The sequence below is a fragment of the Sporosarcina sp. NCCP-2222 genome (genome assembly GCF_023168145.1).
Taxonomy (GTDB): domain Bacteria; phylum Bacillota; class Bacilli; order Bacillales_A; family Planococcaceae; genus Sporosarcina.
The window spans coordinates 60,992-73,198 of the sequence record NZ_BQYK01000012.1; the positions used below are offsets into that span (position 1 = coordinate 60,992).

The 12,207-nt window shown below is 43.3% G+C and carries 12 protein-coding genes; 6 read left to right on the forward strand and 6 right to left on the reverse strand.

Going from position 1 to position 12,207, the window contains the following annotated elements:
* Both NCCP2222_RS19020 and NCCP2222_RS19025 read left to right on the forward strand, forming a co-directional pair.
* Positions 1-381: RNA polymerase sigma factor (locus NCCP2222_RS19020; protein ID WP_248513963.1), on the forward strand; the 381-nt coding region annotated here is incomplete at its 5' end.
* 13 nt (positions 382-394) lie between these two features.
* Positions 395-1,675: a DUF4179 domain-containing protein gene (locus NCCP2222_RS19025; RefSeq protein WP_248513964.1), complete on the forward strand. Its 1,281-nt coding sequence runs from the start codon at positions 395-397 to the stop codon at positions 1,673-1,675.
* 21 nt (positions 1,676-1,696) lie between these two features.
* Here the strand turns inward: NCCP2222_RS19025 and NCCP2222_RS19030 are convergent, their stop codons facing one another.
* The 5 genes from NCCP2222_RS19030 to NCCP2222_RS19050 all read right to left on the reverse strand — a co-directional run bounded on the left by NCCP2222_RS19030 (position 1,697) and on the right by NCCP2222_RS19050 (position 7,858).
* Positions 1,697-2,740 carry an AI-2E family transporter gene (locus NCCP2222_RS19030; protein WP_248514004.1) on the reverse strand — a complete coding sequence of 348 codons (1,044 nt, stop codon included), beginning with the start codon at positions 2,738-2,740 and terminating at the stop codon, positions 1,697-1,699.
* Positions 2,741-3,116: 376 nt separating this feature from the next.
* A complete protein-coding gene (locus NCCP2222_RS19035) occupies positions 3,117-4,340 on the reverse strand; it encodes a M20 metallopeptidase family protein (protein ID WP_248513965.1) in 1,224 nt (407 codons plus the stop codon).
* 72 nt (positions 4,341-4,412) lie between these two features.
* Positions 4,413-5,825: a YfcC family protein gene (locus tag NCCP2222_RS19040; protein ID WP_248513966.1), complete on the reverse strand. Its 1,413-nt coding sequence runs from the start codon at positions 5,823-5,825 to the stop codon at positions 4,413-4,415.
* 33 nt (positions 5,826-5,858) lie between these two features.
* Positions 5,859-6,977 (reverse strand): M20 metallopeptidase family protein, encoded by a 1,119-nt coding sequence (locus tag NCCP2222_RS19045; RefSeq protein ID WP_248513967.1) that lies wholly within the window; start codon positions 6,975-6,977, stop codon positions 5,859-5,861.
* Between the two features lie 233 nt (positions 6,978-7,210).
* Positions 7,211-7,858 (reverse strand): GntR family transcriptional regulator, encoded by a 648-nt coding sequence (locus NCCP2222_RS19050; RefSeq protein WP_248513968.1) that lies wholly within the window; start codon positions 7,856-7,858, stop codon positions 7,211-7,213.
* A gap of 426 nt (positions 7,859-8,284) precedes the next feature.
* On the opposite strand from NCCP2222_RS19050, the gene NCCP2222_RS19055 reads away from it, so the two are divergent.
* From NCCP2222_RS19055 to NCCP2222_RS19070, 4 genes are all read left to right on the forward strand, one after another.
* Positions 8,285-10,018: a methyl-accepting chemotaxis protein gene (locus NCCP2222_RS19055; protein ID WP_248513970.1), complete on the forward strand. Its 1,734-nt coding sequence runs from the start codon at positions 8,285-8,287 to the stop codon at positions 10,016-10,018.
* Between the two features lie 183 nt (positions 10,019-10,201).
* Positions 10,202-10,909: a ferritin-like domain-containing protein gene (locus NCCP2222_RS19060; protein ID WP_248513971.1), complete on the forward strand. Its 708-nt coding sequence runs from the start codon at positions 10,202-10,204 to the stop codon at positions 10,907-10,909.
* Positions 10,910-11,002: 93 nt separating this feature from the next.
* The gene (locus tag NCCP2222_RS19065) at positions 11,003-11,350 is read left to right on the forward strand and encodes a short-chain dehydrogenase (protein WP_248513972.1); all 348 of its coding nucleotides are present in this window, start codon (positions 11,003-11,005) and stop codon (positions 11,348-11,350) included.
* A gap of 32 nt (positions 11,351-11,382) precedes the next feature.
* Positions 11,383-11,781, forward strand: coding sequence for a VOC family protein (locus tag NCCP2222_RS19070; RefSeq protein ID WP_248513973.1), 399 nt, complete (start codon positions 11,383-11,385; stop codon positions 11,779-11,781).
* A gap of 138 nt (positions 11,782-11,919) precedes the next feature.
* On the opposite strand, the gene NCCP2222_RS19075 is transcribed toward NCCP2222_RS19070, so the two are convergent.
* Positions 11,920-12,207: PhnE/PtxC family ABC transporter permease (locus NCCP2222_RS19075; RefSeq protein ID WP_375709222.1), on the reverse strand; the 288-nt coding region annotated here is incomplete at its 5' end.

Below are 12,207 nucleotides of genomic sequence, written 5' to 3' on the forward strand. Positions count from 1 at the left end.
CAGGAAGTGACGTTTCGTGCCTATGAGAAAATCAGCACACTGCGCATGCCGGAATATGCGAAGACGTGGCTCATCCGAATTATGATGAATTACTGCCATGATGTTCTCCAGAAGAAGAAACGCTTTGTGTTCAATGAGGATGTCATACAAGGAAAAGGAATCAGTGATGACTTCACCTATCTGGAAGTGGAGGAAGCGTTGAGCCATTTGTCCGAAAAGGATCGTCAATTGGTCCATATGAAGTATTTGCATGATATTAAAATTAAAGATATAGCGGATATGACAATGACGCCGGAAGGCACCGTAAAAACGAGATTGTATAAGGCGATAAAATCGCTGCGGGCATTTTTTGAGGAGAGGGGAGAGGGACGCCGTGCATGAGGATGAAAAAAACTTGGAAAAGTGGAAGGAAGCCATTGAGAAACAAGAGATTCCGAAGGTGCCGCTAGAAACGGCCATCTTAAAAGGATTTCATCGGGCGAGAGACAAGCGAGCGAAACGAACGGTTCGGAAACGGGGGCTATGGACCATTGTGGCGGCAGCTGTCCTGATGTTGACATTTATCACTTCCATACGCGTCTCCCCGGTATTTGCGAATGCGATTGCTTCAATTCCAGGTATGTCTGTCATTGTGGATATGATTCAAGACAATAAAGGCTTGCAGATGGCAATTGAAAATGAACATTATCAGGCCATAGGGGTAAGCGGAGAATCTAAAAGTTTTAAAGTGACACTTGAAGGACTTATAACGGATGAAAATGGTTTGATAATATTTTCATCCGCAGCACAGAAAAATTCAAATCAAATACAATTCAGCAGCGTTCGAGTGTTAGATCAAAATGGTGTCCCAATTTCTAAAAATGGCTCTTACAGCTTCAATTATCCGGAATTAACTCATACAGCAGAACTCGAATTTGAAACAAAGATACCAACTGACGAACTACTAATTGAATATACTTTTTCTAAAGATGAAGAAGAGGCAAGCGAAACGATACAAATACCTTTCAAAATTGAGTTAAAGCCCATTAAGAAAGAACAGTATATTATCAACGAAACGGTAGAAGTGAAGGGACAGAAAATCCACATACGGTCCATTACCATCGGTTCGCTCAAAACAGCAATTGAAGTGGAGTATGATGCCGAGAATACAATGAAAATTTTTGGCTTTGAAGATTTGCGCCTGGAGGATGAAAAAGGGGAGGTCTGGACTTCCATTCAAAATGGAGTAACCGCAAGAGGATCGGATAATCCCAACGTGATGACCTACTACTTGCAAAGTAACTATTTTAGGCAAACGGATCATCTGACCTTGAAGTTTAACAAGCTGATGGCGATGGATCGGGAGGATGCTTTTATTATCATCGATACGGATAAAAAGGAAATTATCCGTCAGCCGAAGGATAAAAGATTCAGAAATATGACAGTTCATAGAGGAGGTTATGTAGAATTTGAATTAAGAGGGGAAGAGGGGTATCACCACGATCCATTCTCCACAATCATTGATGCCCAAGGAAAAGAACTTCGCATGATGTCTGGATATTTTTCTAGAAAAGAAGAAGATCGGATTAGCATTGGATTTGATTTGCCGGACGAAGCTTACACAAATCCACTTAAGCTTCCATTAGCCGGGTATCCTTCCTATATCACGGGCAATGTGAGTGTTGAAATCAAATAATGAAAAAAGACAAGAAGGACATCATACATCCTTCTTGTCTTTTGCTATTTCATTTATTTGCTTAGGTTCCTTGTTTGTCACATCCAAAATGTCGAGCAGGAAGACGAAAACAGGGATTCCGATGATCAGTCCCCAGACGCCGAAGAAATTTTGGGAGAAAATGAGCACGACGAATGTGTAGAAGACAGGCAGATCGGTTTTGGACGACATGAGCTTTGGATTCAAAATGTACGCTTCAATCGCATGGATCACCATAACCGCAATGAACAAATAAATGACTGTCAGGACGCCGCCGATTGTAAAGCCGATAATCGTCAAAGGAATTAAGGAAATGATGACTCCTGCGACGGGGATGAGCCCGAGGAAGAAAATCATAATCGCCAATCCGACGATTTGCGGGTAACCGAGAACCGTCAGTATGATGATGGACAAAAACGTATTGACGAGCGCAATGATGAACTGCGCTTCAATTACTTTTCCGAATGTCCGGGAAAACTTTTTCCCAAAGAATTCAATTTCATAATAGAAGGGCGCGATTTTGCTATGCTTGAATTTATTCGTAAACTCGATCAAACGCGGTTTTTCCAGCAGGAAGAACAAGCTTAAGAGCAATGCAATCATCACTTGAACACTGATTTTACTTATATCCGAGAAATACTTCACGACAAATGAGAACCCATTGGCGATATACGAATTAATCTTATCAATGGAAATAAAGGTTTCCAGATTACTGAGCAGCGGATGTCCTTGCGCGTGCGTAAAGAAAAACGTAATTTGCGTGACCAACTGACTAATTTCAAACGAAATGAGCGGAAAGTATTTCAATACGGCTACGGTAAGCAGACCGACGATGAATGTGTAAATTAGAATGACAATCAGTTTATGATTCAGTCGGACCCGGGCGGCCGTGAATTCGACGAGCCGGTTCAATAGAAATGTGAAAATGAAAGTCAAGAGAATGAGATTCATCATACTTCGAACACTGTAGAGCAGTATGATGATCATAATGAAAATGACGAAGCGCTTTACTTCTTTTTTTCGGAAAAGCTCGATGATCGCATCCATAGTAATGTATATCCCTCGTATCTCATAGTAATTTTCCACCTATGACACTGCTAGGTTCGTGTCATGACGCTATCAATCGAAAACGTCTCACCTATCGTACTTTCATTTTACGCCTATAAGTTACTAGCTATACAAACAAACGATCATTTGCCGTGGCCTTCTCCGTATAGGAATCAATTAAATGTTAGATGAAATGGCAGCATATTATGCTGACGCTGCTCTTACCTGATGCCTAGTGTATTGGTTTCTACTTTTCATTATAAGATATAACGACTTACATAGGAAATATGCTCCCTCAACATGGGAAAGAATAAAACGGAACCCAATTACCGCGCAATAAGGAATTGGGTTCCGTCATCATATCCACTTTATAGACTTACCTTTGTTGAGACGATAGCCAGCCCAATGCCACACTCGCATGCAGAGCCGCTCCGTACTTAAAGATATCCTCGTTTTGCTTCATCCGGGGGTTATGAACCGGCGCTTCGCCTTCTTTGCCTGTCCCTAATATGACAAATGCGGAAGGAACGGCTTGAGAAATGTACGAGAAATCTTCAGAGCCACTGAGAACCCCTAGATCCACCAGGTTTTCTGTTCCTACTACTTGCTCCAGGAACGGAGTGATAGTGTCCACGAAATCTGGGTCATTGTACGTTGTTGGCGTGTGGAATTCCGTCGTGCTGTACTCACCGCGCCATGCTTTGACGACATGGTCGATCATTTCCGGAATACGTACACAAAGATGGTCGCGCGTCTTCTGATCATAGCTTCTCATATTGCCGCTAAGCACTGCCTTGTCCGGAATGACATTCGTCACAGTGCCGCCACTCATGGAACCGACAGAGAACGTCACGCTTTGGCTCGGATCGGCTTCACGGGTCATTAATAAATTCAAGCTAGTATAAAGCTGGTTCATGATCATATTCGCATCAATTGTTTTATGCGGCTGCGAGCTGTGTCCGCCGTTGCCTTGGATATCGACAATATACGTATCCATTGCTTGTGATAATGTTCCTTTGGTGACCGACAGTGTGCCGGCTTCCTGATCGGGCATGATGTGAATGCCGAATGCTGCATCTACTTTCGGATTTTCCAATGCACCGTCATCGATCATTAATTTCGAACCGTAGCCCCATTCTTCGCCTGGCTGGAAAAATAATTTGACCGTTCCTTGTAGTTCAGCCTCATGGTTTTTCAGCAGCTGGGCTGCTCCGAGCAACATGGCCACGTGGGAGTCGTGACCGCAAGCGTGCATCCGGCCATCGACTTTAGATGTAAACTCGGACTCCACTTCCTCGTGGATCGGCAAGGCATCCATATCTGCGCGGAGAAGGATGCAAGGGGAACCTTGTCCAATTGTTGCGACGACACCTGTGCATTGTTCCTGATCCGCAAATCCAGCTCTGGCATATTTCTTTCGTACTTCAGGCGGCACTTTCCCGCATTGCTTATAGGCGATGCCCATTTCTTCAAGCCGTTGCTGGATATATTTTTGGGTATTCGGCAAATCAAATCCAATCTCAGGGTGCTGATGCAAATAGCGGCGATCCTGAATGATTTGTTCTTCGTATGCCTTCGATTCTTCAAATAGATTGATCATGTCGACATCCCCTTATTTTTAGCTAATTCAATGAGCTAGTGATAATAATTCGTTTAGTTGGAGCCGCAGCCGTTACGCTGGTCCCAGCCCAATATAATTGGCAATGATAATTAAAATGAACGCAGCGAAATGCAGCAATAGGAAGAGCTTCAAGGAGAACTTCACCCAGTCGGCATAATTTACATTGGACATGCCGAGTGCCGCCATCAATCCGCCTGAAGTCGGCCATAAGTAGTTCGTGAATCCGTCTCCGAATTGATAAACAACGACCATCACTTGCTGATTGATGCCGAGTATTTTCCCTAGTGGTCCCATGATCGGCATTAAAATCATCGCCTTTCCGCTGCCCGATACGACAAAGAAATTGAAGAAGATGACGACGACGAAAAGGACGAGCAAGGTAATGATAGAACCTGTGTTGCTTAGTAATCCCGACAAAGAATGGACGGCCGTGTCGATGATCTGAGCCTGATCCATCAAAATCATGACAGAACGGGCAAACCCGATCGCGAGTCCTGTTGGAAGGAGCCTTGCTGCACCTGTTCCGAACGTTTCAGCCGCTTCACTCGGATTCAAACGCAAGATGATGACGAGGAAGACCGCATAGATGGCATAGACAGCAGAAAGTTCGGGCATGCCCCAGCCAAGCTTGATGGCACCAAATGCACTGCCGACAAGCACAGCAACCAATCCGAGCAGAGCAAGCTTTCGGGACCAAGTGAACTCTTCTTCTTCATACTCAGCTGTTTTCGTATTTTCCAGTTGTGCTTTATATTCCTCAAAAACAATGCTCTTCGTAGGATCTGCTTTTGTTTTATTCGCATAGCGCAAAATGTAAATGACCGAGATGGCTAGGAAAACAATTAATGAAATGATCCGGAAACCGAGACCAGAGTAGATCGGCAATCCGACAATCGATTGGCTGACGCCTGTTGTGTAGAAATTGACGACGCCAGCAGTGAACCCGATCGCAAGACCGACAGTGGATGTAGCGAATGCAGTGATCCGGTCATACCCCATTCCCATGACGACGGCCATCGCAAGTGGGATGAACGGAATGCCGCCTTCACCAAACCCGATTGTTCCCATAATGGTAAAGAGCGTGAGTAAGGCAATGATGATCAGCTTTTCTTTTCCGCCGGCAATGCGCAGCAATTTATGGATACCGGCTGCAATTGCTCCTGACTTTTCAAGAATGTAAAGTGCACCGCTCGCAAAAAGCAGCATGACGATGATGTCAGCGGACTGGACAACCCCTTTATGCAAGGCGGCGAAAAAGTCCATGAAGCCGATCGGTTTTTCTGTATCCACATAGTGGAACACTTCTGTATTCAATTTCGTGATCCCTGTATCAGGATCTACCACACGTTCATATTGGCCGCTTGGCACAATCCAAGAGAGTGCCACTACTAGCAACATAACGAGTAGAAACATAATATAAACGTGTGGGAAATTGATCCCCTTTGGTTTGTCTTTCTTTGACATGTCATTTCCTCCCAATTCCTCTGTCTATATGTTTTATAAGCCTACTAACCCCTTAAATAGCTCTACACCGGTTTCAATCAGTTCATCTCGGAAATCAAATTCGTGTGTATGAACATTTGGATAATCTTCGCCGTTGCCGATAAAGCAGTAGGCGCCTTTCGTCAACTTCGTAAAATGGCCATAGTCTTCGGAACCGCGGAACGCTTCTTCCAATTCAAGAAATGCCATTCCTTTATCCGTTGCCGCTTGCCGCATTTTATCTGCGCTTTCTTTATGGTTCGCTGTTTCTGGGAACTCATCGTTATACGAGAAGCTGACCCGCAAGCCGTACTGCTCCGCTTGTTCCTTCGCAAAATTTTCCAAGTTCTCTTGGAGTGTATCCAATTCTTCTTCGTATAGAGCACGAATCGTCATGCGAAGATCGCCTTTCGAAGCGGCGATGCCGAATGCTTTCTCGCCTATATCGATTTGAACAATCGTGCAAAGGACTAGCCCTTTGTTTTTATCCTCAGCAATGAACTTCGGAATTTCATTCACAATGGCTGCAATGGCGAAGGATGGATTGATCCCCGTTTCTGGTTGGCTGGCATGGGCCGGTGTGCCTTCCATATGGATCGTCATGCCTTTAGATGCGCAAAATTGAGTGCCGTCCTTCAGAGCAACTGTTTTGTAAGGAAGACCGCTCATATTGTGATAGGCGAAAATCTCATCAATTTGATGATCCTTGATCAGGTCAACGCATTGAATCGCTCCGTCGCCTGTTTCTTCGGCAGGCTGGAAAAGAAAGAAGATGTTTTTATCCGCACCTAATTGATCTACCTCGAGCGCAAACCCTGCAAGTGTTGCAGAGTGGCCGTCATGACCGCACTTATGCGCTTTGCCTGGGAACTTGGATGCCCAAGGCACATCGATTACTTCATCCATTGGCAGAGCGTCAAAATCAGCGCGGAACGCAATATTCGGTTTGTCTTCTCCAGCCCGGTAAATTGCATAAAACCATGTCCCTTTATCAATAATTTCAAGATTGGATGTATGCGTTTGCAAAAAATCTATTAAATGTTGCTTTGTCCAAACTTCTTCATTAGACAACTCAGGATGTTGGTGTAATTCATGTCTTAGGTTAACGGCTAATTCATAATTTTGACTATTCAATTTGTAACATCCCCTATGATGATTTATATTTCACAAGAGAAAAACTCTTCTTGTGATGCATATTGTATATTGTACATTATATTTTTTGATTTTCAATAAAAAAATCGTTTCAGAAAAGTAGTTTTTAGTAGTTGAGAAAGTCGCAATTAAAAAAGGTGCGATGCGCGGAAAGGGGAAAAGAAAAGCAAGCATCCAAGTGGCTTGGAGCTTGCTAGTAAGGGATTCATATGACATTATAACGGGATGATTTCTGCTTTTTCAACATTCCAATGGACGTCTTTCATATACTGTTCCAACTCGGCGGTTTTACCGGCCTGAAACAGTTCGATCATTCTTCTATGCTCATTATTTGTCTCCGTGAGCCGTTGCTTCGTAAACTCCGGTTCTCCTAACCCATCCATGTTCTTTAGAAATTTTCGCTCCAGCTGAAGCAGCAAATTGACTAAACTTCGGTTTGGGCAAAGCGATAAATATACGTGATGAAACGCTTCCTGCATTTTTTGATACATTGCGAAATTCTCCGTGTTAATGGCCAAATCGATGCTTTGAATGTAGAACTCCATCTCTTTATAATGCTTCTCGGTGAGAAAGGGGGCTGCCAGGGAACAAGCCAAGCCGTCCAATGCGCCAATGATAAAGAAAGTCTCCTTCGCTTCTTCCTTCGTCAGCTTCTTAATAATGAATCCTTTCCTCGGCACATTCTCCAGCAAACCGTCCGCTGAAAGCTGAATCAATGCCTCCCGGACTGGCGTTCTGCTCACTTTCAAGCTCTCACTGATGGCACTTTCATTTACTTTGCTTCCGGCGATCAGTTCACCGTTATTGATCTGTTCGACAATATAGTTGTATACATGGTCCGTTAATAACAGATATTTATTCATCTCGGGCAACCTCCAACTTTCTATGACCTCCCAACGGATCTTGACTCTCTCTTCATGGGAGACCTTCTGTTTATTCAATGTACTATAATTGTATATTAAATTGAAATTTTAAGGAGGAAAATTTGGCCTGCGCTTTGAGGGAGAGTTGTTTTGCGTGGGAGACGTTAGTGGGTTTTTTTGTGTGGAATCCCTTAGAAACAAAGGAAGTAAGCTTTTATTACTCATTTATAGGAAAAATATATAAGAAAATTAATAAAAATATATAGACTTATATCATTTTAAAATAGTAAAATATTAATAAATACTCATACTAAAGATATAAATAACTATAATAATTTAATTTGGCTATAAAGGACTATTCGGCTGTGAGAGTGGAGGTCAATAAAAAGGTATGAAAGTATTTATTACATATAAACGGAGGAGAACATGAACAGGAAACGAACATTACTAGGAAAGAACTTGCTTTTATCTTTTATTACGGTGGTTTTAGTGGGCTTATGTACAAGTGTGATTAGTTATATGCTGAACAATCAAATTGTGCAAACAGTAATCCATGAGCGGGCTGGCGGGATTGCGCAGCTATGGGCAAGCACGATAGATATCGAGGATGTTGAAAAGGCTAAATCCAATAGTGAGGTCAACAGCGAGATCCAGCAAAAGTTAATTAAGCATCTGGATCATCTGGCTGCGAATGAATCGTCTGTCTCTCAAGGATACATAATGGATCCGGCTTTTGCCGATGAACAGAAGGGAATCAAATTATTAGCCGTCCCGACAAATAATATAGAAGATGAATTATATCCTGGAGATGTGTTTTCCAGTGAACTGTTAGCCGAAGCTTTGGAGGAAGCCGTCTCTAAGAAGCAGGCATCCTATTCCGAAATCTATACAGACGAGTTTGGAACCTGGCAAGCGGCTTTGGTACCGATTTTTAATGATCAAGGTGAAGTAACAGCTGTATTTGCTGTCGATTTAGACGCAAGTATTATGAACCAATTAAAATATAAATTTTTGACTTGGTTGTCGATCGGAATTGGTATTTCGCTGCTTGTTGTATTGCTGCTACAGTATTTTGGCTCAAGAAAATTACTAGCTCCTATCAAATCTATACAAACAGCCATTGGGAAAGTGAGTGATGGCGATCTTACTACAAAAATTCAGGTAGAAAGCAATGATGAGTTAGGTGAGTTAAGCCAGCAATTTAATACGATGACAGAAACGTTAAGCTCTCTTATTCAGCAGGCTCATCTTGTAACTGACAAGGTGTATCAATCCTCCACTGAATTTTTAAAGATTGCGGAGGATACGGTTGAATCGTCTACTCATTTTTCCGAGTCGATTCATCAAGTGGCTGGAAGTTTGGAATCCCAAACAGCAAGTTCTGAGGAAAGTGCACGGGTAATGGAAGAGATGGCAATCGGTATTCAACGAGCAGCTGAATCTGCTTCTACCATTGCAATGAAGTCGGAAGATACACTCACATTAACTCAAAACGGCAAAGATTTAATTGAACAAGCAGTGAACCAAATGCAACAAATCAATCAAACCGTTGGGAATTCTGCCGAAATTGTAGAAACGCTAGGTACACGTTCACAAGAAATCGGACAAATTGTTTCGGTTATTTCGGATATCACGGAACAAACCAATTTGCTGGCGTTAAATGCAGCGATTGAGGCGGCAAGAGCAGGTGAAGCCGGAAAAGGATTTGCGGTTGTCGCGGACGAGGTTCGTAAGCTGGCAGAACAATCGAAGAAGGCGGCAACGGAAATCGTCCATATCATTGAGTTAACACAAGTCGATACGAAGCATGCTGTAGAGGCAATGGAAAAAGGGACAAAAGAAACTGCGGCAGGTGTGCAAGTCATCGACAATGTCGGAACGATTATCAATCAAATCGTTGAATCAACCAAGTTGGTAAGTGGGGAAATTCAAGAATCCTCCGCGGTGTATGAAGAGATGTCTGCCAGCTCTGAGGAAGTCAATGCGACTGTAACTGAAATTGCCGGCGCTTCTCAAAACTCTTTACTCATTTTCAACGAATTGACATCTGAAACCGAAAAACAATTGCAATCCATGAAAATGATGGAGGAGTCATCACACTCGCTTGCACAAGCAGTGAAAAGCTTGGAAGAAAAATTAAACACGTTTACGATAAAATAATAGGATTGTACATTCGAAACACCTTCCGTTGAAATCGACGAGAAGGTGTTTTTTTAAAAGCGACGTTTTTTCCGATTGTGACTTTATAACCTTGGTCAGTAGCACTTCGCATTGGGGGAGACAATGGCACAGTTTGAGATTGCACTTCATATCTTAATGAGATGAATGCGAAGGAGGATCAGCGTGCAACAAATGGATTATTACCAAGGATATGATTATGCGCAGCAGCAAGCTTATCAGAGGTCCTTACAATTAATGGCTGAGGCAGTCCAAGGTGAGCGGGAAGATCAATTGTTTTATGATTATCTGATTTCCAAAGCACCGAATGCGGAGCAAAAGGATATCATCACATCGATTCGGAATGATGAAATCCGGCACAATCAATTGTATCGCCAAATGTATGAGCAGCTGACGGGGCAAGAAGTACCCATGGGGCCTGAGGAGGAGTTCGTCCCGCCCGCGTCCTATATTGAAGGAATTAAAAAGGCGTTATTCGGCGAATTAAAGGCAATGGAAAAATACCGTATCATACGGGCGGGGCTACCCTATACCGAATATCGTGATGTTGTATTTGAAATATTGACCGATGAATTAAAACATGCCACGCTGTACAATTTCCTGTATACAGAGAATAGAGCAAGTTCCCCGGCAGCGGATCAACAACCACAGACACCAGACGAATGGGTCATGTATACGAATTATTTAGTTCAAGAAGGGCTGGAGGACGTAAGAAGAGGGATTCCGGCCAATCATATACTACAAGAATTCATCCTCATGGGCGTTCTCGTCGGGCAGGGCTATACTCCTGAAGCGGCCTATCAAACTGTCGAAGAATGGGAGCGTACTGGACAATCAAAATTGCTGCAACAAAGCAAAAATGGAATGAACTGATTTTAAAATTCCGGGTACAATAGGAGTATCTTGCATCGTACGTAAGATCGTCCTACTACTTTGCCCGGCCGTCAATAGAAGGGGAGGATCAATATGGCCTGTGTACATGAGTTCGGCATTTTTCTAGATGAGGACAAGTCAAAAGAGTATATCGAATATAATCCAAAGCGATATCAATGCATTCCGGTTGATGACGAGATAATGAGTGAATTGCTTGATGCATTAGCCGGTATGAAAACTTATTTTCATTCGTATGACCGGCCGGAATATGGACTGGCCTATTGTGGCATTACTTTGATTCCAGAGGAGTCATTGGCTGTATTCCGTGAAATTATCGTTAGTTCGGATTGTTTTCATCACTCGGACGAACTTCAGGCACTGGCTGCTTTGATCGACAAGGCAGCCAGAGAACAGAAAGACTTAGTTCATTTCGGTATATAATGACATATAAAATAGGAAGGAGACGAAGAATTATGGGAAAAGTACTCCCTTTTTTAATGTTCCAAGAAGGCAAGGCGGAGGAGGCGATGACGTTTTATACATCGCTAGTTAAAAATTCGGAGATCGTACGCATGGCCCGCTACGGGGCGGAGGGACCTGGGGATGAAGGCACGGTAATGCAGGCGGTATTTGCCTTGAATGGACAGGAGTTCATGTGTATTGACAGCCATGTGAAACATCAGTTTACGTTCACGCCTTCTTTCTCCATCTATCTCACTTGTGACACGGAGGAAGAGCTCGTCCATCTTTACGAAAATCTGCTTGAAGGCGGACAAGCACTCATGCCTCTGGATAACTACGGTTTCAGCAAAAAGTTCGGCTGGGTAAACGACCGGTTTGGTGTTTCGTGGCAGTTGGATTTGTTAAATTGACTGGTTTCTTCTTCTGCTGATGAGGAACCATACGTAACCAATAACGCCCCATCCTAATGGGAATGGGGCGTTATTGATTGCGGGGAAGTAAAAGGATTTCCGGTTTTCTGGCGTGCTACATGCACCGTTCAGAGGTCATTATGCTCCCTTGACGAGTTGCTGCCGCCAACGGTTGGAAATCAATTCGACCATTAAAATAAGCAAAATCAGCCCAATCAATATGGAGCCTACTTCGTTCCATCGATAGGAATTCATGGCGAAGATGAGGGGAGCCCCGATACCGCCTGCTCCGACGAGTCCCAGGATGGAGGCTTCCCGCAAATTCATATCGAACCGATAAATTGTTATCGATAGGAAGATAGAAACGAGCTGCGGGATAATGCCAAATCGAATCTTTTCAAAGGTCGTGCATCCGATGGATGTCAT

What these genes read in the sequence shown, in the direction of transcription:
- NCCP2222_RS19030 (WP_248514004.1), bottom strand. Translation starts at nt 2,740, where the DNA reads ATGGATGCGATCATCGAGCTTTTCCGAAAAAAAGAAGTAAAGCGCTTC.
- NCCP2222_RS19035 (WP_248513965.1), bottom strand. Translation starts at nt 4,340, where the DNA reads ATGATCAATCTATTTGAAGAATCGAAGGCATACGAAGAACAAATCATT.
- NCCP2222_RS19040 (WP_248513966.1), bottom strand. Translation starts at nt 5,825, where the DNA reads ATGTCAAAGAAAGACAAACCAAAGGGGATCAATTTCCCACACGTTTAT.
- NCCP2222_RS19050 (WP_248513968.1), bottom strand. Translation starts at nt 7,858, where the DNA reads ATGAATAAATATCTGTTATTAACGGACCATGTATACAACTATATTGTC.
- NCCP2222_RS19055 (WP_248513970.1), top strand. Translation starts at nt 8,285, where the DNA reads ATGAACAGGAAACGAACATTACTAGGAAAGAACTTGCTTTTATCTTTT.
- NCCP2222_RS19065 (WP_248513972.1), top strand. Translation starts at nt 11,003, where the DNA reads ATGGCCTGTGTACATGAGTTCGGCATTTTTCTAGATGAGGACAAGTCA.
- NCCP2222_RS19070 (WP_248513973.1), top strand. Translation starts at nt 11,383, where the DNA reads ATGGGAAAAGTACTCCCTTTTTTAATGTTCCAAGAAGGCAAGGCGGAG.